The 25,465-nt window shown below is 48.4% G+C and carries 21 protein-coding genes; 13 read left to right on the forward strand and 8 right to left on the reverse strand.

Annotation, left to right across the window (positions count from 1 at the left end; all coding sequences use genetic code 11):
* Positions 1-3 precede the first annotated feature (3 nt).
* Positions 4-1,710 carry a single-stranded-DNA-specific exonuclease RecJ gene (recJ, locus tag PPG34_RS16105; RefSeq protein ID WP_313834460.1) on the reverse strand — a complete coding sequence of 569 codons (1,707 nt, stop codon included), beginning with the start codon at positions 1,708-1,710 and terminating at the stop codon, positions 4-6.
* Positions 1,711-1,917: 207 nt separating this feature from the next.
* Positions 1,918-2,121, reverse strand: coding sequence for a ubiquitin-like protein Pup (locus PPG34_RS16110; RefSeq protein WP_313834461.1), 204 nt, complete (start codon positions 2,119-2,121; stop codon positions 1,918-1,920).
* Between the two features lie 286 nt (positions 2,122-2,407).
* Here PPG34_RS16110 and PPG34_RS16115 point away from each other — a divergent pair, with 286 nt between their 5' ends.
* Positions 2,408-3,610, forward strand: coding sequence for a pyridoxal phosphate-dependent aminotransferase (locus PPG34_RS16115; RefSeq protein ID WP_313834462.1), 1,203 nt, complete (start codon positions 2,408-2,410; stop codon positions 3,608-3,610).
* Between the two features lie 74 nt (positions 3,611-3,684).
* Positions 3,685-5,160 carry a carboxypeptidase M32 gene (locus tag PPG34_RS16120; protein WP_313834463.1) on the forward strand — a complete coding sequence of 492 codons (1,476 nt, stop codon included), beginning with the start codon at positions 3,685-3,687 and terminating at the stop codon, positions 5,158-5,160.
* A 54-nt stretch (positions 5,161-5,214) separates the two neighbouring features.
* Here the strand turns inward: PPG34_RS16120 and PPG34_RS16125 are convergent, their stop codons facing one another.
* The gene (locus PPG34_RS16125) at positions 5,215-6,666 is read right to left on the reverse strand and encodes a sigma-54 dependent transcriptional regulator (RefSeq protein ID WP_313834464.1); all 1,452 of its coding nucleotides are present in this window, start codon (positions 6,664-6,666) and stop codon (positions 5,215-5,217) included.
* 541 nt (positions 6,667-7,207) lie between these two features.
* Between PPG34_RS16125 and PPG34_RS16130 the strand changes: the two genes are divergently transcribed.
* From PPG34_RS16130 to PPG34_RS16155, 6 genes are all read left to right on the forward strand, one after another.
* A complete protein-coding gene (locus tag PPG34_RS16130; RefSeq protein WP_313834465.1) occupies positions 7,208-7,777 on the forward strand; it encodes a GNAT family N-acetyltransferase in 570 nt (189 codons plus the stop codon).
* A gap of 124 nt (positions 7,778-7,901) precedes the next feature.
* Positions 7,902-9,293, forward strand: coding sequence for an ATP-grasp domain-containing protein (locus PPG34_RS16135; protein WP_313834466.1), 1,392 nt, complete (start codon positions 7,902-7,904; stop codon positions 9,291-9,293).
* Complete coding sequence (locus tag PPG34_RS16140; RefSeq protein WP_313834467.1) at positions 9,286-11,283, forward strand: hypothetical protein; 1,998 nt, start codon at positions 9,286-9,288, stop codon at positions 11,281-11,283. Before PPG34_RS16135 ends, PPG34_RS16140 begins: the two co-directional genes overlap by 8 nt.
* Positions 11,284-11,317: 34 nt before the next feature.
* Positions 11,318-11,587 carry a hypothetical protein gene (locus tag PPG34_RS16145; protein ID WP_313834468.1) on the forward strand — a complete coding sequence of 90 codons (270 nt, stop codon included), beginning with the start codon at positions 11,318-11,320 and terminating at the stop codon, positions 11,585-11,587.
* 93 nt (positions 11,588-11,680) lie between these two features.
* On the forward strand, positions 11,681-12,859 hold the full coding sequence (locus tag PPG34_RS16150; RefSeq protein ID WP_313834469.1) for a dicarboxylate/amino acid:cation symporter: 1,179 nt from the start codon (positions 11,681-11,683) through the stop codon (positions 12,857-12,859).
* A 117-nt stretch (positions 12,860-12,976) separates the two neighbouring features.
* Complete coding sequence (locus tag PPG34_RS16155; RefSeq protein WP_313834470.1) at positions 12,977-14,230, forward strand: argininosuccinate synthase; 1,254 nt, start codon at positions 12,977-12,979, stop codon at positions 14,228-14,230.
* A gap of 101 nt (positions 14,231-14,331) precedes the next feature.
* On the opposite strand, the gene PPG34_RS16160 is transcribed toward PPG34_RS16155, so the two are convergent.
* Together PPG34_RS16160 and PPG34_RS16165 are read right to left on the reverse strand one after the other, a co-directional pair.
* Positions 14,332-16,476: a V-type H(+)-translocating pyrophosphatase gene (locus tag PPG34_RS16160; protein ID WP_420888110.1), complete on the reverse strand. Its 2,145-nt coding sequence runs from the start codon at positions 16,474-16,476 to the stop codon at positions 14,332-14,334.
* A gap of 453 nt (positions 16,477-16,929) precedes the next feature.
* The gene (locus PPG34_RS16165) at positions 16,930-17,529 is read right to left on the reverse strand and encodes a pseudouridine synthase (RefSeq protein ID WP_313834472.1); all 600 of its coding nucleotides are present in this window, start codon (positions 17,527-17,529) and stop codon (positions 16,930-16,932) included.
* A gap of 151 nt (positions 17,530-17,680) precedes the next feature.
* Between PPG34_RS16165 and hflK the strand changes: the two genes are divergently transcribed.
* The 4 genes from hflK (at position 17,681) to PPG34_RS16185 (ending at position 21,273) form a co-directional block, all read left to right on the forward strand.
* Positions 17,681-18,718 (forward strand): FtsH protease activity modulator HflK, encoded by a 1,038-nt coding sequence (gene hflK, locus PPG34_RS16170; RefSeq protein ID WP_313834473.1) that lies wholly within the window; start codon positions 17,681-17,683, stop codon positions 18,716-18,718.
* On the forward strand, positions 18,718-19,575 hold the full coding sequence (gene hflC, locus PPG34_RS16175) for a protease modulator HflC (RefSeq protein WP_313834474.1): 858 nt from the start codon (positions 18,718-18,720) through the stop codon (positions 19,573-19,575). The genes hflK and hflC overlap by 1 nt, the downstream gene beginning before the upstream one ends.
* A gap of 90 nt (positions 19,576-19,665) precedes the next feature.
* Positions 19,666-20,316 carry a pentapeptide repeat-containing protein gene (locus PPG34_RS16180; protein ID WP_313834475.1) on the forward strand — a complete coding sequence of 217 codons (651 nt, stop codon included), beginning with the start codon at positions 19,666-19,668 and terminating at the stop codon, positions 20,314-20,316.
* A 75-nt stretch (positions 20,317-20,391) separates the two neighbouring features.
* Positions 20,392-21,273 (forward strand): HEAT repeat domain-containing protein, encoded by an 882-nt coding sequence (locus PPG34_RS16185; protein WP_313834476.1) that lies wholly within the window; start codon positions 20,392-20,394, stop codon positions 21,271-21,273.
* Positions 21,274-21,313: 40 nt separating this feature from the next.
* Here the strand turns inward: PPG34_RS16185 and PPG34_RS16190 are convergent, their stop codons facing one another.
* The 3 genes from PPG34_RS16190 to PPG34_RS16200 form a co-directional block, all read right to left on the reverse strand.
* Positions 21,314-22,228, reverse strand: a complete 915-nt coding sequence (locus PPG34_RS16190) for a CobW family GTP-binding protein (protein ID WP_313834477.1) — start codon at positions 22,226-22,228, stop codon at positions 21,314-21,316.
* A 180-nt stretch (positions 22,229-22,408) separates the two neighbouring features.
* Positions 22,409-23,173: an SIMPL domain-containing protein gene (locus PPG34_RS16195; RefSeq protein WP_313834478.1), complete on the reverse strand. Its 765-nt coding sequence runs from the start codon at positions 23,171-23,173 to the stop codon at positions 22,409-22,411.
* Between the two features lie 327 nt (positions 23,174-23,500).
* Positions 23,501-24,727: a TraB/GumN family protein gene (locus PPG34_RS16200; RefSeq protein WP_313834479.1), complete on the reverse strand. Its 1,227-nt coding sequence runs from the start codon at positions 24,725-24,727 to the stop codon at positions 23,501-23,503.
* Positions 24,728-25,187: 460 nt separating this feature from the next.
* On the opposite strand from PPG34_RS16200, the gene PPG34_RS16205 reads away from it, so the two are divergent.
* Positions 25,188-25,379, forward strand: a complete 192-nt coding sequence (locus PPG34_RS16205; protein WP_313834480.1) for a hypothetical protein — start codon at positions 25,188-25,190, stop codon at positions 25,377-25,379.
* The last annotated feature ends 86 nt before the right edge of the window (positions 25,380-25,465 follow it).

The following is a 25,465-nucleotide window of genomic DNA, read 5'->3' on the forward strand; positions in this document are numbered from 1 at the left end:
TGCTCATGTTCCTTCACAAATCCGTAAATCTCTCATGCGGAGCTGAATTCGGTCATATCCTTTCCAGCGATTGATTTCCGGAATAAATGCCACATCATATTGTCGGCCAGCGCCATTCAAGGTGGGTAACCATTCCCCCATTCGAAACCCAATACATTCAATCGGAACCGACCCATTGTGACGCACCACCAACTTTAAATGATTGTCACCCACAATTCGTTTTTCCAGAACAGTAACACCCAACGCCGAAAGCGTTGGTTCAGGATTCCCCATACCAAATGGATCCAAAGCATCGAATTCTTTCAGCAAGCGAGGTTGCACCTCGGAAAGATTGATCTCCGCGTCAATATCCAGCACAGGAATTTTTAGTTCCGATGTCATATTCCCCGTCGCCACTTCAAACATTTTTTGTTGAAACCGCGAAAACGAGTCAAAAGACACGGTTACCCCCGCAGCTGCAGGGTGGCCTCCAAAGGCCAGTAAATGTTCCTGGCATTGGGCCAAGGAATCAAACACATTATACCCTGGTACGGAACGCGCCGAGCCTTTTCCCATGCCATCCTGATCAAATGCCACAACCACAGCTGGACGATGGTATCGTTCCACCAACCGAGACGCCACAATTCCCACTACGCCAACATGCCATCCTGGCTTTCCGACAACGATCACGGGAGATTCTCTTGCCTCTTCGACACAGGCTTTTGCTTCTTCAAAGATTTCCTGTTCAATTTCACGACGTTGACGATTCATGTGTTCTAATTTCTGAGCCAAGGAGAGGGCCTCCTCATCGGAACCGCTGGTTAACAGCCGAACTCCTAATTCCGCATGAGCCAATCGCCCGGCGGCATTGATCACCGGAGCCAGCCGAAATCCAATGGTACTGGCCGAACAACTTCCTGCAATTCCCAAAACTTGCTTCAGGGCTCGAATGCCGCAACGTCTTCCCTCATTAATATGACGAAGCCCTTCACGAACAAATACACGGTTTTCATCTCGAAGTGGCATCACATCAGCAACTGACGACAACGCGACAAGATCAAGCCCATCTTCGGGTACGACATCCCGTCCCCCATATTTTTTGAAATAAGCATGTATCACTTTGTACGCCAAACCTCCGGAGCATAGCCCCTGAAAGGGATACAGATTGTCAGAACGATAGGGATTAATAAATGCAAAGGGTTGAGGAACGTCATCTTGGAATTGATGATGGTCCGTCACGATCACATCAATACCAAGACGCTGCGCCAAGGCAATTTCCTGATGCGAGGTTGTCCCGCAATCCGCCGTCAGCATAAGCGACACTTGGCAATCCGCCAGTTTTCGAATCGCGCGTTCATTGAGGCCGTAGCCTTCTTCTTGACGGTGGGGAATATACACTTCCGCATGCGCACCGAGACTTCGAAAAAACGAAAGATGCAAACTTGTGGCGGAAATGCCATCAACATCATAATCGCCATAAAAACAAATGCGTTCCTTCTGACGAATGGCGCGCTCTAACCGATCGACGCATTTTTCCATATCTGGCAGAAGAAATGGATCATGGCCAGATCCCCCCCCATTTGAAAGCCACTGACGAGCATGCCCGCTATCCCGCACTCCTCGCCCCCACAAAACCTTGGCCGTAATGGGAGACACCTCCATCGCTTCCGCAAGGGCGAGAACTTGTTCCTGGTTAACAGACCTAGTGATCCAGTGCTTCTTGGTCATCATATTTTCTAGTGATATTGCGCGAATGTTATCCACACGCAGGGTTGAACTTAAACAGCGAGAATCTTAGGAGTTGGGCTACAGAGTGTCAAACTCCGAACCTAATGGAAAGGGACTACGGCAAGAATCTAACGGTACCAAATCGAATGAGAAGAGATGCAGACGGTCCAGCGGGATAAAGAAGTATAAAGAGGGTAACAGAAAGGCAGCTTATTCGCCCCCTTTCTGCACATAGTTTTTGACGAATTCTGAAGCGTTTTCTTCCAATACTTCGTCTATTTCATCGACCAGTTGATCAATATCTTCCTGAAGTTTTTTGCCAGTTTCGATCACCTTTGGATTCGGCTTAACCTCTTGATCATCCTTAACGGATGGGGTTTTGGAAGAATCCGATTTGCGTTCTTGTTTTTCCATGGGCCACCTCCTGACAAATCATTGCGCGGTCACGTTGGTAGGATAACGAAGCTTCGTGAGGTGGTCAAGATAACTCCTCTCAGCCAAACCGCGTAGTCGGGCCACGGCATCCTCGAGAAACTTCCCAGTTGAAGGATGTGGAGAAGATCTCCTATCCTGTTAAAGATTTCAGTCATATTCTCTTTGGAACATTACTATCACTATACCAGATTAAATACATCATAATACCAGATTGGATACATCATAAACCTTTCTTCTTAGTTCCTTTTTTTCTATAAGGCTTCGCATGTCTATTCAGGATCAAAAATTTAATCCAGCTTCTTTCACACCTCCTTCCAGACTGAAAAAGATCGGGCCATCACAGATTCGGGAAAATATGCGAATTGCACTCGAGAATCATGCCATTAATTTAGCTCAAGGGCGTCCTGACTTTCCCACTTCACCCGTGGTGAAACAAGCGGCGATTGATGCCATTAGCCAGGATCACAATCAATACTCTGTAACCTGGGGATTGACAGAATTACGCCAAGCCATCGCACAACATCTCAAGGACAGGCATGGTCTCTCCATTAACCCTGAAACCGAGGTCACCATTACCTGTGGTGTGACGGAAGCCATCGTGGCCTCCATGCTGGCCCTTGTCGAAACTGATGATGAAGTCGTCATCATTGAACCCGCACACGAAAACTATGTCCCGGCAGTTTATTTCGCCAGCGGCAGACCAAAATTCGTTACGCTTCGACCACCAGACTATGCCATGCCAATCGATGAGCTTCGTTCAGCCTTGAGCCCTCGAACACGAGCTATCATTCTGAATACTCCACATAACCCCTCCGGCCATGTGTTTACCCACGACGAATTAACAGGGATCTTGGCCATTGCGGATCAGCATGGCATCTACGTCGTGACGGATGAAATTTATGATCACCTCTACTATGAGCCGCATCACCATATCGCCCCAGCAACATTGGCTCCCACTTTGAAGAGTTTGGTTATTACCGGAGGCTTGTCAAAAATTTATGCAGCGACCGGTTGGCGTCTAGGCTATGTGGTGGCCTCCGAAGATGTCACGGCCGCGATTCGGACGGTACATGACTACCTCACCATCTGTGCCCCCACGCCTTTTCAGCATGCAGCAGTTACGGCCTTGGCCCTCCCAGAAACTTACTACGCCGAGTTACGCGCGGAATTTTTGGAACGTCGAGACTTGACCATGAAGATGCTGCAAGAAAGTGGATTTACGCCCTACCTACCGCAAGGTGCCTATTACTTGTTAGCCGGCTACGAACCCTGGGCACACAAAGGAAACTCAGAATCTTTTACCAAGCGATTAATCACAGAAGCCAAAGTCGCCGTGGTTCCCGGCAATGCCTTTTATTATCAGGCGACTGATTTGGGACAGCATCTTGTCCGCTTCGCATTCGCCAAAACATGTCAGGTTCTCCAGGAAGCCAGCGAGAACCTGCGTCAAGCCTTTCTCAATCGTTAAATACAACATTTGGTGAATTGCTCCACGACTTTCACCAAAATTATTTCTCACCCACAAGTTAAGGAACCAACCTCATGACTACATCCGCATGGGATACACTCTCTCACCAAATTTCAGAACTGGATACACTCGCGGGCATTGGAGGATTATTGGCTTGGGACCAGCAAGTGATCATGCCATCAAATTCGGTGGAGGGCCGAACGCAACAAAGTGAAATGATAGGCAGGTTGTACCACGAACAGGCCACGTCTCCTCGATTGGGTGAGCTCATTGAGGCGGTGGCGGCCCTTCCCAACCCAACAATCGAACAACAGGCTGCTGTACGAAATTTACGACGGACCTATGCCCGTTCAACCTGCGTTCCGCAAACCCTGGCCAGCCAAATTGCCAAGGCCTCGGCAAACGGAATCGCAGCATGGGGGGAAGCCAAAAAGGAAAAAAATTACAAACGATTCGTTAAGAGCTTGCAGACGAATTTAGACTTGGCCCTTGAACGAGCTCAGGCAATTGATTCCAGTCGTCATCCCTATGATGTCCTTCTTGAAGACTACGACCCCGGGACAACCGTCAAGGATCTACGCCTCATGTTTGGCACATTACAACCCGGCCTCACGACAGTGCGAAACGCAGCCCTTGCGAAAAAACCGGCTGAACCCTTCACCGAACTTTTTGAGGTCGCCAAACAACTCACGCTCCACCAAGAAGTCATTCGCGCGGTGGGATATGACACGACACGGGGGGCATTACATGAGGCGGAACATCCCTTTTCCTGTCGAGTTGGCCGCGGGGATGTACGGATTGCCACCCATGTGCACGAACGAGACTTTCTCAGTGGATTAGCGGCTACGATGCATGAACTTGGACATGCCCTTTATGAACAAGGCATCCCCGATGGACCAGGTAGCTCAGCGGTGTACGCCGCCACCTCAACAGGATTACATGAATCCCAATCTCGCCTATGGGAAAATATGGTGGGACGATCTCTCGAATTTTATCAATGGCTCCAGCCATTGATGACCAAACATTTTCCCCGTCAGGCATTTGATCCCGAAAATGTTTTCAAAACCTCTTGCCATGTGAATTCAGGAAGCATTCGAATATTTTCCGATGAAGTCTCCTATAACCTACATATCATTTTACGATTTGAAATGGAATTGGCATTATTAGAGAAACGCATCACCGTCAATGAAGCTCCGGGGGAATGGGAGAAGTTAAGCGAACAATATTTAGGAATTCGACCCTCCGATCCAGCGGAAGGCATTTTACAAGATGCTCATTGGGCGGGCGGGGCTTTCGGATATTTCCCAAGCTACACCTTGGGAAATTTATATGCGGCATCACTCTTTGCCAAACTACACGAATGCATTCCAAACCTCGGACACCAAATCACCGAGGGTAACTTTGCTCCAACCTTACAATTTTTAAGGGAACGGATTCACCACCATGGCCATTTGTACGAAACACCGGACCTCCTACAAAAAGCGGTAGGCACACGAGACCACGTCAAAGACTTGCTGGCCTATCTCCAAGGACGCTATGCCAATGATTAAAGACCAGGTTCGAAATTCTGCCTAACCAAGGTAACTGGTATCATTACCCAGTATTCAAGATTTATCGCGAAATTCCTGCTTGTCGATGTCATACGCTTTAAGCTTACGAAGAAGCGTACGGCGACTCATACCAGCCTGATTGGCTGAATCGGCAATGCGTCCATTATTGTCAGCTAAAACGACTTCTAGATACTCTTTCTCTAAAACCGAAAGTTGGGGTTGAAGGTAGTCTGCCAGAGTCAACGTGGGATCAATGGATGCTGACGAACAATTCTGACTTGGAAATGATCGGGCTCCGTTTTCCATTTCAGCGCTTGGCAAGGTAGATGAAACTCCTGGAATCTCTTGGGAATATAACACTTCGGTCAGATCTTCCGCGGTCAATTCCTTGGTATGACCTTTTAAGACCAGTCGTTGAGTCAGATTTTCTAATTGGCGCACATTTCCTGGCCAAGGCTGCTCCCAGAGCAAATCCATAAATGACTGATTCAATTCTGGACAGTCCATTCCATAATCTGCACAGACTTGTTTCAGAAAATGGCCAAATAAAAACAGAATGTCTTCCCGGCGTTCGCGTAACGGAGGCACCTCTAATCGAATTACATCAAGGCGATAAAAAAGATCTTCCCGAAATTGGCCAATTTGCACCGCTTGAGCCAAAGAAGCATTGGTTGCGGCAATGACTCGCGCATCAATGGGCACTTCATGGTGAGACCCAACGGGCCGCACCGTCTGTTCTTGTAACACGCGTAACAAACTCAACTGAGTTTGAACCGGCATATCTCCAATTTCATCGAGAAGAATCGTGCCGCCATCGGCATATCGAAACAACCCCTGTTTTTGCTGATGAGCGCCAGTAAAGGCACCGCGCTCATGACCGAACAATTCCGACTCAATAATTTCTGGATTAATAGTGCTGCAATTTACGGCCACAAATCGGCCTGTTCGTCCAGACTGACGGTGGATAGCCCTGGCGAGCAAGTCTTTCCCTGTCCCCGTTTCCCCAACAATCAACACCGTGGCATCGGAACTCGCCGTTCGGGCAATGGTTTGAAAAATATCCCACATGGTGCCATTACGGCTGAGGATACCTTCAAAACTCCCAAATTTTTTACGAGTATCCCGAAGGTCTGAGGTATTCGAGGAAAATGTTTGATTCGCCTGAATAGTTTGAATGGTGTGTTGCAGAGTTTCCAGTGAATCCTCATACACCACATCCGCCGCCCCGCTTTTTAGAACAGCATGAACATAGCTCGCATCCGCGTCAGGTTTAAACACCAACACATCGAGATACGGCCGACATTCCTGCAAAGCCTTGATCGTATCGAAAGTTTGGGCATCGCCAAGATTCTTACCATCTAAGATCACGAGGCGAACGTGAGCCCCGATTTGTAGAGTTTCTCCACTTACTGGCGACTCCCCACTGAAAACCTCGAAACCCATTTGAGCCAATGCATGTTCTAAATGCGGGGACCCCAGGAGGCATATTGGATAGGCTTCAGACATTGAGACACTATTGTCTCACAAATAAAAAATGAGTCAAGTGTGTCTCATTTAGAGAGACACACTTTTCCCATAAAATAAAATGAAAACATTAAATCGTTTATTTTCAGTAATTTAGGTTATGGAATCACAATTGCTTAATACTATCTTAGGTAAATAAATTTAAGGTGAACCAATGTCTGCCGTCTTTTATTTAACCTAAGGAGGTGCCAAAGTTTCTCCACTCCACTGAGGAGAGCAAAGCCTGACAACAGGGTTCCGGCTTCTGTGGAATGTAAGTTGCTCACTCATCGCCGACCTAACTCAAACAGCGAATTCAGATTGTACCCAATGGAGGATTGAAGCCTTCATGGGTTTTCGGGCCTAACAAGAAAAATTCAAGTAGAAAGAAAGAAGAAAGATGGTAGGGGAAGTAAGAAATCCCTGGCTGGCAATTTGCTACGACCATAGAGTTTAACATTCAAACATACACATGACACCTGAATGCAGGAAAAATCCTGCAACACACGACAGCAGAAAACACACTTTTTGGAAGGGATCCATCATGCAAAATCAATTGGAAATTGGAGAAAGACTCTATAACAGATTTGAGTGGAAAAGACCTCAAGCACCTATACAGCTAGATATTCAACCGGCCAAACGTCACGAAATGGTCATTGCTGCGAATATTCTCCGTTCATCAGCTGAATGGTACCGGCCTTTTCTTCACGAAAAAGATATGGCCCAGCATACGGTGGATAATACTTGGGGAGAAATGGAGTTCGACAGGCGACGCTTCTTTATTGGGCGAAACCAAGATGTCCCGGTTGGCGTAATATCCACTCAATCAGTCCAAGACATGTTTTACATCGGATACATCTATGTCTACGCCCACCAAGTAGGCAAGGGGTTCGGGCCCCAATTACTTAGTCATGTTCGTGATCTCGCTTGGGAGGAAGGTAAACGGGGTATGGTGTTGATTGCCCACCCCAAGGCAATCTGGGCCACTCGCGCCTATACCCGCTTCGGATTTGAATGCATTGCTACTACCCGAGAGCAAGTGCTAGAGTGGCAGCAAGGTTGGCTTAAACCCTACTATGAAGAGGGATTCCAACTGTACCAATTTCTGTTCTGACACCAATCTCTACATACCACAATTCATCAGCAATAAAAGTTGAACACTCATTTAAATCCTCCCTCACCCTCTAGGTGCGACAGGAACGGGAAACGAGGGAACCCACACGTTGAAGGAGATCTCAATGGCTAAGAAAGCCCCTAAGAAAAAGAAACCATCTGGAGGTAATAAACCCGCGGCAGCCAAGAAAAAGGCCATCTCGAAAAAGGTATTGAGCGCGAAAAAATCCCCCAACAAAAAGAAACCAACCATCAAGAAGAAGTCGGCCATTTCGAAAAAGACACCGGACGTTAAGAAAAAACCTACCACTAAGCGAGCACCAGTCGCTCTCTTGGGATATAGTCTCGAAACCATGGAAGCCGCAAAGGAACACAACATCCCATTTGTCGCCGTGGTTCCGGAAGGTTTCGACATTGCCCTGAAAGAAGATGGAGTTGATTGTACGACCTGGGACTTTTATATGCGGAACCAGAATTCAGAGCGCCTTCACGAAAAACTCGTGGAGCGAGGCGTGAGCCATGCCGTCCCCCTGTATGAAGAAACCGTGGAATGGGCGGGCCAACTCAACACCCTTCTCCTCAAAGATCCCCGCGCCTTTCAACGAGCGTTGCTCTTCCGTGACAAGGCCATGATGAAACGCAACGCCCAAATGAACGGAATTCGGGTTGGTGTCTTTGAAGAAATCCGGACACCCGAAGAAGCCCTAGCCTTTTTTGAAGACATCAATGAAGCCAGGCTTCGCCTAGACGAAGAAGTGCCAGAACCCGTCCACCTTAAACCGTTATCGGCTGCAGGAAGCGTCGGGCATGTGTTTGTCCGGACCAGAGAAGACATCACTTCTCTCCCAGATGACGCCTTTCCCTGTTTGGCCGAAAGCCATTTGGCTGGACAAGAGTTTTCGGTTGAAGCCTTTATTCATCAGGGAAAAATCGAATTCATGAATATCACCGAATATGTCCATTTGGGCTATTCTCAAATCGTACCTGAAACACCGAAGCTCACCAAACAGCGCCCCAAGATTCGAAAAGCGATCGAAAAACTCATCAAAGCCTTTGGTATCACCAATGGCATGATCCATCCTGAGTATTTCTTGGATCATGAAGGGGAGTTGCATTTTGGAGAGGTAGCAAACCGGGTTCCCGGTGGCCACATCTTCGAGCTGATTCAAAAAGCTCATGGCTTTAATCCTTACGCTGCTTTATTATTATGTTCGGATCCGAACACCACCAAACGGCAATTGGATCGATTTTTCCCGAAAGAGCGAGACCATAAGATCTTCGCGGCCAATTTGATGGTCTACCCGCGAAAGGCCACCGTGCACCAACTCGCGTTTCCTGAAGAATTAGAGAATCACTCCTACTTTGATCGCCATACCATGTTTGAACCTGTCACACCAAAGGTGGCAGAGCGGGTCGGGTTCGGCAACCACTATGGAACGGTATTCTTAGCAGGTGAAGACCCAGAAATATTGCGCGAACTCGTGCAGAAGTACGAGGATTATGACTTCTATGAGTGAGACCCCTCAGGGCTCTTCAACATCTGCCTCTTCGACCACTATCGGTCGCCACGAAAAAGCCTTTCTTCATGCCCTAGAAGAATTGGAGCAAGCTACGCTTTTTGCCAAACCCAAATACCAAACAGAATTTTTTCGTCGGGCCACGGATTTGTTTGAGAGTGACCAAGGGATCCAATTCGTCAGAGCACAAGCCCACCGTTTCGATTCTGCAGGAGTTTTTCATGCCGGGCCCTGGGAACATCCGGATCGGTTAATGCCAGAATTAGTTGGGGGCGGGTTGCGAGCCGAAGGAGAATACTCCTCCATCGAAATAGTAAGTGAGCTTCGCGTGATGTCCCTGGCGGCAGGAGAATCTACACATGCAGCAATGACCAAGGAGCAAGCCCAATCCTTTTTACAAACGGTCATGGGACTGAATCTCGACTTACTGTACGGTAGCGAAACGGAAGAATCCCGCCTCCGTCCCAAAGTCTTTGCACGCGCGCGACGACTGCTCGCATTGATTGAGCAAGAGGTGTCTACCGGTGGATTGCTGGAACATGTGCTCGACGATATCGATCAACGCGTCTCGCAACGGCCTATTGATGTCAGCCTGACCTTGAATATGATTGAACAAGCCAAAAATATTCCAGGCGATCCAGAACCCAAGCAGGTTGCACGCCTGAACAGATTTCTTAAAGCGACGGGAAGCCCAACGCCTCTCGCCGAGAAAGCCCAAACCCCAGCGAATTATCGAAATCTCTTAACTAAGGCCACCAACCATGAGATCGAAAACGAGGCCAAGGTCGCAGGAAAACTCTTAACCCTTACCGGACTGTCCAGTGAATACCATGTGGCACTGATTCAGCATCTCCTTAATAAAGATGACACCGACATCCTAGCCTTTGCCTTAGATTTGACCGAAGCTGGACAGGCCCACATGGAACAATATCGCGATCAGGTATTGGAGTTGCTCCGTCTGACCATCCATCCCGCCACCAGTTGGGTCATTTATGGATTTCAGCAATTTTTGGAACGAACGCTGTTAGCTCGCGCAGAGGTGGCAGATGGTCTCACAAAACTAACAAACCTCGATTTATGTGCGACTGCCCAACAAGTCATTAAAAAACCCTTGCCTAGAGGTTCAGGAATCAACGCAAACGCAGCACTTGTGGGAGGAGCCATCGCGATGTTGGGACAGCCCTTAGGTGTCGGGCAAGGAAACAATCCAACCTGTCAGGGTGCTCGTGCATTAAGCCTCTGGAGTCTGCATGATCCTGGATATTTACTCCAATTACTCACCAGTGCGGCCCGTGACGATACCGTTGAAATGTTGTTTGAGGGAGCCCCGATTTTCTCGGGGGCCATCGCAGGAGGAGTCGCGGCGGGTAAATTTGATTTGAGACTCGATCCGGTTTCACGCGTTCTGGTGCCCCATCTTGATCGCATTTATGATGAAATGATGCGACGGGCCGCATTGCGTGGGGAAGATCCTCACAAATGGGTCAACCCAGCCCTTTACGGACGTTGGGTTCCAAACAGTTTAGCATCCCCCTTCAATCTCATTAATCTGAATGTGGTGGGATACGAAGAATTTGTTCGGCTATTTTATGCGACCCATCACCCATCCTACGATGGCGGGCACGATCTGATCTACCCCAATCCCGTAGGGTTACTGATTACCAACATTCATGGGAAATTTTTAGGGTATCATGCCGTTTCCATTCAGAGAGTCGCGGAAGATGACGAAGGCAATGTCCGGGTCTATTTTTTTAATCCCAACAACGAGGGACGTCAAAATTGGGGAAAAGGCGTCGAGCCCAGTGTGGTTGGTCATGGAGAAATTCCAGGGGAATCTTCACTGCTCTTTGCACACTTTGCCGCACACCTCTATGCCTTTCATTACAATCAGATGGAAGTAGGAGATTTGAAGGCGGTACCGGCAGAAATCATTACTGAAGTGACGGAACATGCCCAGGGAACCTGGGGAACAGCCTTTACTTGGTTATAAATTTAAGAGGCATTCATACTGAAAGGAACGAGGTATGTCTTTTTTGAAAATTAAACAAGTCACATTAGCCGGCGTCAGAAATACCTTCATTAGCACTTCCGCGATTGCCTACATTCAGGAAATCACCCCGGAGCAAGATCCTGCCTGGCAAGTGGGGGCCGAACCTTCCCGAACCTTGATCTTTCTGCATCAAAAACTTGAACCAATTATCTCTATTGACAACTTTGAGACCATTGCCAAACAAATCAAAGGGTTTGGTTCTGCCAGTGGCATGAACCAACAACCAAATAAAAAAACCAGGTAACAAGTTCCATTGCCTGAAATTCAGCATCCATCCCCTCCTGAGTCATCCCCTCCTCGAATTGAAAACAAGGGCCAGGGCCCACTGCTTTGGTTCATGGTTATCGGTGCGCTTGCCGGGGGAGTCCTTGGAGCCATGGCTCCCGAGGCCGCTCAACACGTTGTCGTCCTTGGAGATCTGTGGATTCGAATGCTCCAGATGCTCGTGGTTCCCTTGATCATCTCATCTATTATCCAAGGAGTAGGCTCCTTGGGGGATATTCGCCATTTGGGAAGATTGGGTGGTGTCACAGTGGCGTATTATCTGATCACTTCAGGACTCGCCATTATTCTGGGGATGATTCTCGTCAAACTGATTCAACCTGGTGTAGGTGCCGATATCACCGCTGCAGTAGCCCCGCTCGGGACCGAGGCGGCAGTAAAACATGGTTGGATTGATCTGTTACGAGGATTTATTTCTCCCAATATTTTCGCATCCGCCACCCAAGGAGATCTCCTGCCCTTGGTGATATTTTCCCTCGCCTTTGGAGCAGTCCTAACGACCGTTGGGGAAAAGGGCCAGTTAGTCATCAACATCTTTGAAGGCATCTTTGCTGCCATCATGAAGCTGGTCCATCTCGTAATGTGGATCGGCCCCATCGGAGTGTTTGGATTGGTCGCCGGCCGCCTGGCCATTGCGGGCGGCAGTGAGGGCATTGTCGCGCTCTTAGTAGGCCTCGGATTATTCACGATCACGGTTATCGTCGGACTAGTCATCCATGCGGGGATCAGCCTGGGACTGATTTTACATCTAGCCGGCCAGCGCCATCCCTTTACGTATATGGGCTTTCTAGGCGCGGCCCTCACCAGTGCATTTGCTACGGCAAGTTCATCGGCCACCCTGCCCTTGACTATGGAAGGGGTTGAACGCGCCGGTATCAGGACACGATCCAGTCGGTTTGTCCTCCCGATTGGAGCCACGGTCAACATGGACGGATCGGCTTTATACGAAGCGGTCGCAGCCGTGTTTATTGCCCAAGCTTGGGGAATTGATTTACCAGTGACCGCCCTTATGGCTCTATTCATTGTGGCCACCGTATCAACCATCGGAGCGGCGGGAATTCCCGAAGCGGGTCTGGTTACCATGGTGGTCGTCTTACAAGCAGTTGGGTTGCCTCTTGAAGGATTAGGACTGCTTTTAGCCATCGACTGGCTAATTGATCGATTCAGAACCGCCGTAAATGTGTGGGGTGACGCCGTCGGAGCAGCGGTTGTGGACCGGTATGTTCCAGGCTAACCTTCTTCCCCTTTCCTTCCCTTGTGAATCAATGGCATACTGCTTCCCTAATTTCGAATGGGACTATAGGTCCTGTGTCATTACTATTTTTTAATTCTTACATTAGGTGAACCTGAAATGGAAACGACATTTACCTATCAAAAAATTGCATCTCACGAAGCCCGCAAGGGAACCTTTGATACATGCGTATTACTCTATTCCGGCGGGTTGGATACGTCCATTATGCTCAAATGGATTGCCGAGGCCTACAACTGTTCGATCGTGGCGCTGACCGTCGATGTCGGGCAACTGCATGAAGATCTTGAAGCCGTCAAAGCCAAGGCCATCAAACTTGGGGCCAAAGAAGCGGTCGTCGTCGATGCTCGTGAGGAATTTGCGGAAAAATTGTTATCGCGTGCCATTAAAGCCAACGCGGATTATCAGGGAGGATACCCCCTTTCCACCCCTCTTGCACGGGTCACGCTTTCGGAAATAGCCGTTCGTGTCGCCCAAGAACGTGGCATCAAGGTCATTGCCCATGGCTCCACGGGCAAAGGCAACGATCAGGTTCGTTTTGAAAATTACATTACGACGTTAGATGCCACCATGAAAGTTATCGCCCCGGTCCGCGAGTGGAGCATGGGGCGGGACGAACAGATTGACTATGCCAAACAACACGACATCCCGATTAAACAAAATAAACAATACCTGTACTCCCATGATGACAATATGTGGGGATCAACGAATGAAGGCGGAGACATTGAAAACCCGGCCTGCATTCCTGATCTCAACAAATTTCTCCAGGTTTGCGTTCCACCGGAGAAAGCCCCCGATGCAGCCGAAGTCCTCACTGTGGGTTTTTATAAGGGTGTTCCTTGTTCTATCAATGGGGAAGACCTTTCCCTGTCACAAGTTATCGAACAGGCGAATACCGTTGGCGCCCGACATGGGGTTGGCATTGTGCATTTAACGGAAGATCGACTGGTTGGGCTGAAGGTTCGCGGAGTGTATGAAGCTCCTGGCGCGGAGATTTTAATCAAGGCTCATTTCAATTTAGAAAAGTTGGTCAACACTCGCGACCTCAATGAACTAAAAAAACTTCTCGACGAAAAATGGGCATACATGTGTTACGGCGCAAAATGGTATGACCCTTCCATGGATGCCATTCACGCCTTCCAAGACTCCGCCAACCAATATGTCAATGGAACCGTCAAAGTGAAGCTCTACAAAGGGAAGGCCGAGGTTGTCGCTATGGAATCACCCCACTCCCTATTTGATAGCAACTTGGCGACCTTTAATAAGGATGCAAGTTTCAACCAGAATGCGTCCGCGGGTTTTATTGAAATTTACAATTTGGCGCAAAAAACCTATCGACGATTACATCAAAAATAAGCGAACTTCTGAAGAGGGTTGAGCAAACAAGGAAGGCCCTGACGAAAAAAGTCAGGGCCTTCTTATTTTAAGAAGCGATGTTCACTAAAGGAGCCGGTTTGTTATCGAACGAGCAACCCACCATACTGGACGAAAAATGGGACGAAGACCAAAGACAGAATCGCTGAAAGTTTGATCAGAATATTCAACGAAGGACCGGAAGTATCTTTCAACGGATCGCCAACGGTATCCCCGACTACCGCGGCCTTGTGAACTTCCGTCCCCTTGCCGCCAAGATTTCCGGCTTCAATATATTTCTTTGCATTATCCCACGCACCTCCACTATTGGAGGAAGAAATGGCAATGACTCCACCCGCCACCAGAGATCCGGCGAGTACGCCCGCCACAGCTTGAATATCGAAAAGGAATCCGACAAGCAGCGGAGTCCCCATGATCAAAATCCCTGGGGCAATCATTTCCTTCAACGCGGCTTGCGTGGAAATTGCCACACATTGTTCGTAATCCGCTTCGGCCTTTCCCTCCATCAGCCCAGGAATGGATTTGAACTGACGTCGCACTTCTTCAATCATTTTATACGCCGCAGAGCCCACGGACTTCATGGTCATGGCGGAGAAATAGGCGGGAAGAACCGCACCAATAAATAAACCCGTATAAACCAAAGGATCTAGGAGATTGATGCTGCCTAACAGATCATACTGTGGCCCGTTTTGTTCCTTCAGTAATAAATCTGCTCGAGTCAAAAATGCGGCAAAGAGAGCCAAAGATGTCAGGATAGCGGCCCCAATAGCAAACCCCTTCCCGATAGCGGCAGTCGTATTCCCAGCGGCGTCGAGTACATCGGTCCGTTTGCGCACATGTTCCGGCATACCAGCCATTTCCGCAATCCCCCCAGCATTATCAGACACTGGACCATAGGCATCGATCGTAAGCGCGATCACCAGCGTTCCTAACATTCCAAGGGATGCGATGGCCACGCCATACATTCCCGCTAACATCCAGGGAAAATAAATGGCCAGCGCAATCGCGAGATAGGGGCCTACTGCGCTCTTATAGCCTAGGGCCAAGCCAAAAATAATATTCGTGGCAGCCCCGGTTTCGCACGATTGCGCGACTTCCCTCACTGGGGCATATTCATGAGCCGTGTAGTATTCGGTCATCAAACCCACCGCCAGTCCGGCAACGAGTCCAGCTAAGAAACAAAAATACACGCCGACGCTCGTATAGGTTTCACCCGCAATGAGAAAAGTTTCAGGAATCATCAACTTGGTAACAAAAAACATTGCAACCGCAGTCAAGCCACTGGAGATGATCAGCATCTTTTTGAGCGCTGGCCCAACCTGTTCTTCGGTATTCACTTTAATCAACATCAAAGTCAAAAGGCTAATAGGAATGCCGACTGCTGAGATGACAATTGGATACAACAGGGCATCAACCATGCCAGAGAATGCCACCGCGCTAATCACCATGGCTGCGCAAGTACTTTCCGCGCAGGAGCCAAAGAGGTCGGCTCCCATACCAGCCACATCGCCAACATTATCGCCTACGTTATCTGCAATCACTGCAGGATTACGTGGATCATCTTCCGGAATACCGGCTTCGACTTTACCGACGAGATCAGCTCCCACATCCGCCGCTTTGGTGAAAATGCCACCACCCACCCGCGCAAACAAGGCAATGGAAGACCCACCTAGACCAAAGCCCGCGATGACCTCCATGAGAATATGCGTCGGAAGTTGTTCAGGCATAATACTTTTCAGCAGAAGATAAATCAGGAGCATTCCCAAAGTGGCCAAACTCACCAATCCAAACCCCATGACCGCCCCTGAATGCAACGCCACATTAAAGGCAGCGGACAGTGACTTATTGGCAGAGACCGTAGTCCGAACATTGCCTTGCGTGGCAATTTTCATCCCGATGAAACCCGAGGCGATGGAAATGATCGATCCAAAAATAAAGGCAACGGCTGTGTAAACCCCTTCATTGACATAGTCCGTATGATGATCATCAATGAGCAACGCAATCACCGCCGCAAAGACCACCATAAAGATGGCCATGAATTTATATTCCTGTTTGAGGAAAGCCATGGCACCAGTGGCAATGGCTGAGTGGATTTTCTTTAAACGTTGTCTGGTATCCGCATCATCCACCCCCATATCAATGGGAATTTTTTGGACTGACGAAGAATAAAAAAACGCAATGACAAGTCCAAGAAGGGACAGGGCCAAAATTGTTGTTACCGCCATGATTAGTTTCTCTCCATGATGTATGTAAGGCTTTATTTAGATTCGAACTCGCCGACTGAGCTCAGCGAACCTTCTTCTCTATCTCTCAATCATATTTTTCCTAAGCCGCAACCCTCAAAATTAAACAAACCCTGCTTTCCATTGTCGGGGAAGATAACAGGTTGGGAGGATGAGACTTTGACCCAAGAAAACTCTGCAAAATCTTTCGAGCCGAACTTTTCCTGACGACTGTTTCTTGGGTTCCTGATAGAAAACAACAGGAAAGAGGGCTATTTTATCGATGACGACCCTAATGATCAAGAATAATTTCGAACCATGGGCCAAGACTACGTTATATAGCAAACATTAACCCATAGTCATCACGAACAAAGGTTGACATCACAAATCCATTCTCCAATGGCATGGCACCACAGCCAGTCAATGAAGGACTTAGACATTCGAGAACCATTATGAACTTTAGAATCCTGTGAATAATGTCTTCATTTCGTCTTTGGTCACCTCTCGATATTCCCCAGGCATTAAGTCCCCGAGTTTCAGCCCACCAATGGCGATCCGAATGATCCGCAATGTCGGATTTCCTACCGCTGCAGTCATTCGGCGGATTTGACGATTCATGCCTTCTGTAATTGTCATTTCCAACCATGAAGTCGGTACGGATTTTCGAAACCGGATGGGAACAGGTCGATCCCAAAAATTCGGTGGTTCCTCTAAAAGCTGAATATGAGCCGGACGAGTTGTTCGGCCTCGAATGACCACACCATTCCGAAGTTGATCCAAGGCCGTCGCGTCTGGAATGCGTTCGACTTGAACAAGATACACTTTGGGAAGCTTATGTTCAGGGTCGGTTAATCGATGCGCCAGCATGCCATCAGCCGTGAGAAGAAGAAGGCCTTCGCTATCCAAATCCAACCGCCCAGCGGCATACACGTCTGGCACGGAAATATATTCAGCCAACGTGGGACGCCTCAGCTCATCGGTAAAACACGACAACACGCCATAGGGTTTATTCAGGATCAATGTTGGCTTTGTTGTCATCGCTGAAAGTTTCTCGCTCATGCATCTTAAGACCGCAAGGCTATCAAACGTACAAGAAAAATTCGTTTGCCCTTTTAATGTCTTAGGTTGCCCCTACTCACTATTTCTGTTAACGTAAAGGTCAATTACTTACGCACTAGCACTAGTACCCAAATCCACAACGGAGAAATAAATGTCCTGGGAACCTAAAGATCCGTGGGGACAACAAGGCGGTTCAGACCCGTTAGATGATGTCCTCAAAAAAGCTCAAGACCAATGGCAGAGAATGATGCCCAACAAGGGCATGAAAACTATCATTCTCATAGTCGTGGCCGTTCTTGCACTTTCGCAAGCGGTGTTTAAGGTCGAACCCGACGAAGAAGGTCTGGTGAAACGGTTTGGAGACGTGGTTCGGACCGTTGGACCAGGGCCACATCTTAAAGTCCCATTTATTGAAACCGTGGTCACCCCCAAAGTCGAAAAACTTCACCGGATAGAAGTGGGATTTCGCACCAACGATCGCGGCCGCACACAAATCGTACCCCAAGAAGCATTAATGTTGACCGGAGATATGAATATTCTGTCTGTGGAATTCATTATCCAATACAAAATCAGCAAAGCCAGGGACTATCTTTTCAATGTCGCTGACATAGAAGAAACCATACGCAAGGCCGCAGAAGCCTCCATGCGGGAAGTCGTTGGCAAAAACAAGATCGATGAAGTCCTCACCGTCGGAAAAGCGGAAATTCAACAAAAGACCCAAGACCTGCTTCAAGGAATACTCGATCAATATGAAGGTGGAACACAGATTGCCTCAGTTCAGCTCTTGGATGTAAATCCGCCTCAAAAAGTTGCCAAGTTCTTTAAAGATGTGGCCAGTGCGAAAGAAGAGCGAGAACAGCTCATCAATCAAGCCCACGGCTATCGAAACGATATTATTCCGAAAGCCAAAGGGCAAGCTGCACAAGACATTAACCAAGCCAAGGGATTTGCACAATCCCGCCTCGCACGTGCCGAAGGTGAAGCCAATCACTTTTTGCAAACATTGGAAGAATACCGAAAAGGCAAAAACGTCATTGGGAAACGCGTCTATATCGAAACCATGGAAGAAGTGCTCTCCAATGTCGATAAAATTATTCTGGACTCCAAGGCATCTGGCAATGTGTTGCCGTATTTGCCATTGGATCGGATGAAAAGATTTCCAAAATCTAATTCACAGGCGACACCATAATGAAACAAAATCTTATTCTCGGCATATTAGGGGTTATCGTTCTCCTCATCATGATGGGGGCTTCTCCGTTCTTCATTTTAGACCTCACACAAACGGCCATTGTCGTGCAGTTGGGAGAACCTAAGCGTACAGTCACGGAACCCGGGCTCAAATTCAAAATTCCTTTTGTCCAAGAGGTCACGTATTTTGACAAACGGCTTCTCGACTACGATGCCTCTGCACGAGAGGTTATCACCCAAGACAAAAAAACCATTCTCATCGATAATTTCGCTAAATGGAAAATCGTTGACGCACTCCGCGTGTACCAAGCTTTTCAAACACAACGCGGGGCCTTGCAACGTTTAGACGATATCATCTATTCCGAACTTCGCGTGGAATTGGGACGGCATGAACTCTTAGAAATCGTCTCCGCCAACCGCTTAATGATTATGGCTGTTGTCGCCGAACGAGCCAATAAAAAAGCCTCTGAATACGGGCTAGAGGTAACGGATGTTCGCATCAAACGCGCAGACCTGCCTGAACAAAATGCCAAGGCCGTCTTTGATCGGATGCAAGCTGAGCGAGAACGGATCGCAAAACAATACAAAGCCGAAGGCGCAGAAGAAGCGCAGAAAATTCGATCAGAGGCGGAAAAAGATCGTGAAATTATTTTGGCCGAGGCCTACAAAGAGGCCCAAGAAATTCGCGGTGAAGGCGAAGCCAAAGCCTTCAAAATTTATGCGGATGCTTATCGGCAAGATCCAAAATACTTTGAATTTGTCCGATCGATGGAAGCCTATCGAAAGGTGTTCGCCAAAGACACCACCATGGTGCTCAGTCCCGATTCCGAGTTTTTACGCTTCCTCAAAAAACAGTAATTTCGTCATTCCAAGCAGCAGGCAATCTCTTAACCAATTGCTTGCCCCATATCCTTGCCTTCGAGTCTCTTGCCGCGCTACAACAGCAGCATGGCAAATCAAGAACATCTTGACCTGGTCCTCAAAGGACTGGAAGTCTGGAATAAATTTCGGCGTACACAGCCGGACATCCTTCCCGACCTCAGTGGCGCGGATCTCTCGGGCTACGATTTCACAAGAATGGATTTTACGAAGGTGAATTTTTCTGGGACGGACCTTTCTGATGCGTATTTGCTTCAAGCCAATCTCGAAGAAGCCAATTTGACCGACGCGAATCTCACCGAAGCCGATATCCTTGAAGCCAATCTCATCAAAGCTATCCTCACCAATGCCACACTCCAAATGACCGACCTCAGTGGGACGGGCATGGTTCGCGCAAACCTCACAGGAGCCAACCTCTCCCAAGCAAACATGACTCGAACTGCTCTGCCTTGGGGTATTTTGCGTGGCTGCACACTTACCAAGGCCAATCTAAAAATGGCCGACCTTCGTGAAGCCGACCTCACCGAAGCTGATCTTTCCCATGCCAATCTTCAAGACGCCTCACTCACTGGCACGATCTTTCAACGCGCAAATCTCCAATCCGCCAAAAATTTAATCGTAGAACTACTGGGAAAATCAAAAACACTCCACCAAGCCCATCTGGATCCCGAGATCAAAGATGAAATTGAAAAAAACTTTTCCTACTTGCTTTGCGAATAGTAATTTTCATCTGTCGTAGAACTATAATTACTGCCTCGGGTTTCAGCGGCAGCTAAGGTAATGTAGAATAGTCGCATGAGCAGTCAGTCATTTAGTCATATTGTCACAGCTCTGCTTATTACCTTGGCAGTCGGTCTGCTCTCCCCCACCTTCATACAAGCCCAAGCTCAACAAGAACTTAAAAAGACCTATACTCCTGAAGAAAAAGATAACCTCAAGGCCATTCACACGATTTTGCTTGGTGGAAAAGTCACGACCTGGTTAGATTATGAGTATCCGATTTATGATCCCGTTTCAAATTTGAAAGGGAGACTGGAGGAAGTCGGATTCCACATTGTCTTCGATCCAGAAGAACCCCATGATGCCATCTTGTTTCTTGAATATACAGAAACACCCAGTGGCACTTTCCGTGCATTGGAACAAGGAACAGCGGTGACGTTCAACACCACCGTCTATCACCCGAAGGTCGGCATCATCGCTTCGAATCATTTCGAAGCCGAACCAAGCGAAGTTCCAATTGGGGGCCTCTATTGGGATACCATTGGTAACCTCGAAGGAGACCCGTTGTTCTTTTTTCAGGCCCAAATTCTGAAAGCTTGGCTCACCAACCAAACAGATGCTGGCACGGTCCTCATGAAAATGGTGCGTCGTCCGTATACTGACACGAACTTTGAACAACCCTACGAGCAGCCGGGACCAGCCTTTGTGCGAAGGGTCGCACGGATTAACGCCATACGGGCAATAGGTGCTCTTGAAGATCCCCAGGCGCAAAAAACGCTATGGGAATTGACGAAGGTTGCGACGCCAGAGGAACGATCAGTGGCCGTGCAAGTGCTAGGCAGCATTGGCAACGCCTCGTTTGTTCCAAAACTCTCGCTCCTCGCGGAAAGGGACCTGGATCTTAATGTGCAAAATGCCGCACAAGAAGCTATTCGGAATATTGAAACAGGCCAATAATAGAGAGGCTACTTCTTATTTTTTCAATCTGTAGACCGGGCTAGTGTATTGAGTTTGGCTTATGGCTTCGTCGAATAACGATGATGCGCCCAAGCAGGTGATCAGGAGGATCGATGGGAGATTCGATTAAATCAATTCGGGTCCCCACGCCCTGAAGTAAGCGAAGGCCTTGAGAAGTCTGGACAAAGCCTTTAGCGCGCAGGGCTTTGTGAGAAACAATCTGGCTAATGATTGAGTCAGGATGAGCTCCAGGTTCCAATTGAACTTCTTCAGATTCAAAAGCTTCGTGCGTATGAGGTCCATGTCCATCAACGTTCCGCTTAGCATTCATATCATTGTCTGGTGTAAACAATACCTCGGGTGAGACACTTGCATTAGTTGCATGAATGATTGGTATGCCGGGAGCCAAGTGATCTAACCGTGCTTCAATTCGCCCAAGATGATCAGTTCCCACAAGATCCACTTTATTAAGAATCAATAAATCCGCCGACGACACCTGCTGTTCAAAGGTGCCCTCTAAATCGCGCTCGTCGGCCACTTGTTCGGCATTGACCACCACGACCGCAATACAATCGCCCACCCAATTGGAGACAGGTTCCCGCCAAAAATTGAGGAGTGTATCGAAGGGCAACGCCACCCCGGAGGTTTCGACAACGATACGGTCTGGCCGAACTTCTATCCACAACTGCTGCAATGTGTTGACCAATTCATCTGACAATTTGCAGCAAACGCACCCCCCTTCGAGTTCGACATAAGCATTCGACCCTTGGGCTCCAAGAAGGGCCTGATCAATGCCTAGGGCGCCGAATTCGTTCGAGACTACTGCCAACCGCAAGCCTTTTTGCTGAGCATCTTTTAGAAGATGCTGCACAAGAGTTGTTTTACCTGAGCCTAAAAACCCCGACACCACGAGAGCTGGAATGCCTGTTAGAGGTACTGGAAACGGGTCACTCATAGTTTTGTTTCATCAAAGAAGGTGGAAGGTGGCCCCTAAGACAACAATACTTAGCACAAGCAAACGTTCTTTTGTCATCCTGAATGAAATGAAGGATCTGTCTCTCATGATGGAGAGATTCTTCACTAGGCTCAGAATGACAAATCCTGCAGATTTCCACCTATTCAAATACCAAACCATCTATGGCACATCGGTCATCCCTTGGGTAGGACCAATTTTATATAACAGAGTCACCTGGGCTTCGACTTTGATTTCACCTGGCGACATGGGGACCGAGGATTCTGCTCCCCCATCAGCCATCAACATACTCGCTTTGGCATAGGACCGTCGTAGTTCCGGAACCGATATCCCACCTTCTTGCACCGTCAATAGTCCTACCAGTTGAACGTCTAAAGACTGTGCAAGGATTTTTGCTTTTTCCTTGGCCTTCTTGGCCGCTTGGGCTAAGGCCTGGAGGTACACGGGATGTTGATCACGCACGATCCATTGGATTCCATTAAAATGATTCGCTCCAGCTTTTAAGGCCCGATCAGCCACGGCCCCCACCTTGACCAAATCTCGCACTTCAGCCTTGAGTCCATTCCGCGCAGTATAGCCAAGAATTTTGGGTGGCTCATATTTGATAGGCTCATCAGACCGACGCCGAGGGGGTGGGGCATATTGGGGGGTAATATCAAATGAAGTAGTTTGAATACGCTCTTCAGGTATACCCAGAGCAATAAGCGCCGCCATTACCCGTTCCATACGATCCCGATTATCACTCACAACTTGTTCAAAGGACTCTCCCGCAGTTTCGACAGAAAAATTGACAATGGCGGTGTCGGGTGCCAACTGAATCGTTCCTCGGGCCGAGACATTCAAGATGGAAGGGTCAACGTGTGCATCATTCCCCCAGGCAAATGGCACGGACATCATGACCATTAGAATCGTGGCCGGAAGTTTCATGGGACCTCCTTTATGTTGGCCTTCATTAGACCGGAACGATTGAATGACAAATCTCCCCTCTCGTTGACAACCAAGGCCCGGCTTTACGAGAATGCCACTATGTCAACGCCTTCCCCCGATTCACTCGCAATGACCCCGGGATCCGAATTGCCCGACCGACAATGTGCGTGGTGCAAAATTAACATGAATAAGCGCCTGGTCGGAGAAGACCGCTTTATTCATTACACATGCCCTGCCTGTATTTTTCAACATACCTCGAAACGGGAAGCTTCGTAATACGTGATGCGTTCATAAAACGATCCCCCCTCGCTTTACGCTTCACGTATTTTAGAACAGGTTCGAGACGATTCGAGTTCCGCCCACCCACGTGCCAATGACGCTTCCAAGGGTCGGCAACAAAAAGGCGAGAAAAATCCTGAGGAGCCGACTTTGCCACCATCGTCGAGGAATCGCAATATCTTCCGCAACGGTTTGAAATTCCCGGACGACCGGTGGCTGCATATAGGCTTGCACAAAGGCGGTCACGTACCCCACGCCAATCACAGGCGTCAGACTCGTAATCGGAGCGCCCGCAAATGCCACTAAAATTGTCAAAGGGTGAGCAAAGGCAATGATCGCGCCAAGGCCACTGGGAATGCCATTTGCGAGAATCCAAAACATGGCATTTTCGCCAGCCGCCGCCAACCCCTTTTGATACCCAATCATGGCAATTGATCCGACGATGATTGCGGGAATACTCCACCCCACCCATTTCCATACTGGTGAAACGGGAGGAATGACATCGAGCGCGGAAAGGTCTGAACGCCCAGATTGTTGCAACACCGATTTCATGCCCTCGACATGACCAGCACCCACCACAGCCACCACTTTCTCGCCATCGGCTTGTAAAATTTTTTCCGCAAGATATTGATCTCGTTCATCTATGAGCACTTCTTTAAGCGTGGGCACTTCGGTGCCAAGTTCCCGCATCATTTCCGATAACACGTCCTGTTTTTTTAAATCCGACAAGGACTCTTCCGTCACTGGTTCAGTATCAAATACACTTAACATGAGAGACGAAACCAACATGCTTTTTTTAAGGAATGGTGTGGAGCGCCAGGCGCGCCGCATGGTCACCCGGACATCGCGATCACACAAGAAAATAGGAATGTCATGTTTTTTAGATATGGTAATCGCTTCCAGCATTTCGGTTCCCGGCAAAACACCCAGCTGATCACCCAGCCGTTTTTGATAGGATGCCAAGAGCAAATTGACCAACAGAGTACTCAGTTGTTTATTGCGAATGACCTCTTTGAGGTCAAGCGACTCCCATTTATGCTGCTGCGAGAGGGCCTCCAATCGACGAGCATCAAGCTCGACACACACACCATTGGGCTTTTCCTCTTCGATGACTCCCCGAACTAAATCTGCCGATTCACGAGAGACATGGACCGTCCCGACAAGGATAATCGTTTTCTCCCCTACCTTCAGCACATGCACATCAGCAGAAGATCGAAGGCCGGAAGGCCCAGATTCCTGCGCTTGTATCGACTCAGGTGATTCAGAAGATTCCATAAACACACCATGAACAAAAATTTTCGATATTGTCAAGAAACGAAAGACGTGGACGTTTCTCCATGCTACAATGGCAACCTTAGAACGAGGGAAGTATCTCTTATCCACATCAACATCCCCCGGCCATGAGCAAAATTCGCATCGCCAAACGAATATGGTTTTGGATCCACCAAGATGGTAGCCGATGGAAAGTGGCCAAAACAGATGAAGGTTTTTGGTTTTGCCCGCTTGGTTCTGCAGGGAAGCATCGAGGCCCTTGGAAGGCTGGCTTTCCGCCGGGATTGGAAGATTTTACTCCTTGGCTTAAGCACCATTAAGCGGTATCGTTATTCTCATGACCCGTCTACTTAAAATCTCCAGTTATCGGTTGGCCTTTTGGCATGCATCAAAACGTGCACGCCACGAAGAAGCCGAAATCATGGACTGCATATTTTGCCAATATAGCGAAGGAGTCGCCAGAATGCGTGACGTAGCCGGGTACTTTCATCGACGAGGATTCACCATCGCCGACTGCGATGACCGGTCTGTGACTATTTTGCTAGAAGAACCATCAGGAACGTCCGACAAGATGCGTTCTCGCAGCAAGGCCGACCTATTGCGGATGATATCGGGGCAACGATCCTTTTCCGTTCATTCTTCGCATTTTGAATAACGCTCACTTTTCCAAACATTGATCATATTCCCTACAATTGTTTCGCTCCCAGGACTCCCATCATGGACAAGTAAATTCTTGCATGA

The organism is Candidatus Nitronereus thalassa (genome assembly GCF_032191465.1).
Classification (GTDB): domain Bacteria; phylum Nitrospirota; class Nitrospiria; order Nitrospirales; family UBA8639; genus Nitronereus; species Nitronereus thalassa.

What these genes read in the sequence shown, in the direction of transcription:
- recJ (WP_313834460.1), bottom strand. Translation starts at nt 1,710, where the DNA reads ATGATGACCAAGAAGCACTGGATCACTAGGTCTGTTAACCAGGAACAA.
- PPG34_RS16110 (WP_313834461.1), bottom strand. Translation starts at nt 2,121, where the DNA reads ATGGAAAAACAAGAACGCAAATCGGATTCTTCCAAAACCCCATCCGTT.
- PPG34_RS16115 (WP_313834462.1), top strand. Translation starts at nt 2,408, where the DNA reads ATGTCTATTCAGGATCAAAAATTTAATCCAGCTTCTTTCACACCTCCT.
- PPG34_RS16120 (WP_313834463.1), top strand. Translation starts at nt 3,685, where the DNA reads ATGACTACATCCGCATGGGATACACTCTCTCACCAAATTTCAGAACTG.
- PPG34_RS16125 (WP_313834464.1), bottom strand. Translation starts at nt 6,666, where the DNA reads ATGTCTGAAGCCTATCCAATATGCCTCCTGGGGTCCCCGCATTTAGAA.
- PPG34_RS16130 (WP_313834465.1), top strand. Translation starts at nt 7,208, where the DNA reads ATGCAAAATCAATTGGAAATTGGAGAAAGACTCTATAACAGATTTGAG.
- PPG34_RS16135 (WP_313834466.1), top strand. Translation starts at nt 7,902, where the DNA reads ATGGCTAAGAAAGCCCCTAAGAAAAAGAAACCATCTGGAGGTAATAAA.
- PPG34_RS16140 (WP_313834467.1), top strand. Translation starts at nt 9,286, where the DNA reads ATGAGTGAGACCCCTCAGGGCTCTTCAACATCTGCCTCTTCGACCACT.
- PPG34_RS16145 (WP_313834468.1), top strand. Translation starts at nt 11,318, where the DNA reads ATGTCTTTTTTGAAAATTAAACAAGTCACATTAGCCGGCGTCAGAAAT.
- PPG34_RS16150 (WP_313834469.1), top strand. Translation starts at nt 11,681, where the DNA reads ATGGTTATCGGTGCGCTTGCCGGGGGAGTCCTTGGAGCCATGGCTCCC.
- PPG34_RS16155 (WP_313834470.1), top strand. Translation starts at nt 12,977, where the DNA reads ATGGAAACGACATTTACCTATCAAAAAATTGCATCTCACGAAGCCCGC.
- PPG34_RS16165 (WP_313834472.1), bottom strand. Translation starts at nt 17,529, where the DNA reads ATGAGCGAGAAACTTTCAGCGATGACAACAAAGCCAACATTGATCCTG.
- hflK (WP_313834473.1), top strand. Translation starts at nt 17,681, where the DNA reads ATGTCCTGGGAACCTAAAGATCCGTGGGGACAACAAGGCGGTTCAGAC.
- hflC (WP_313834474.1), top strand. Translation starts at nt 18,718, where the DNA reads ATGAAACAAAATCTTATTCTCGGCATATTAGGGGTTATCGTTCTCCTC.
- PPG34_RS16180 (WP_313834475.1), top strand. Translation starts at nt 19,666, where the DNA reads ATGGCAAATCAAGAACATCTTGACCTGGTCCTCAAAGGACTGGAAGTC.
- PPG34_RS16185 (WP_313834476.1), top strand. Translation starts at nt 20,392, where the DNA reads ATGAGCAGTCAGTCATTTAGTCATATTGTCACAGCTCTGCTTATTACC.
- PPG34_RS16190 (WP_313834477.1), bottom strand. Translation starts at nt 22,228, where the DNA reads ATGAGTGACCCGTTTCCAGTACCTCTAACAGGCATTCCAGCTCTCGTG.
- PPG34_RS16195 (WP_313834478.1), bottom strand. Translation starts at nt 23,173, where the DNA reads ATGAAACTTCCGGCCACGATTCTAATGGTCATGATGTCCGTGCCATTT.
- PPG34_RS16200 (WP_313834479.1), bottom strand. Translation starts at nt 24,727, where the DNA reads ATGGAATCTTCTGAATCACCTGAGTCGATACAAGCGCAGGAATCTGGG.
- PPG34_RS16205 (WP_313834480.1), top strand. Translation starts at nt 25,188, where the DNA reads ATGCGTGACGTAGCCGGGTACTTTCATCGACGAGGATTCACCATCGCC.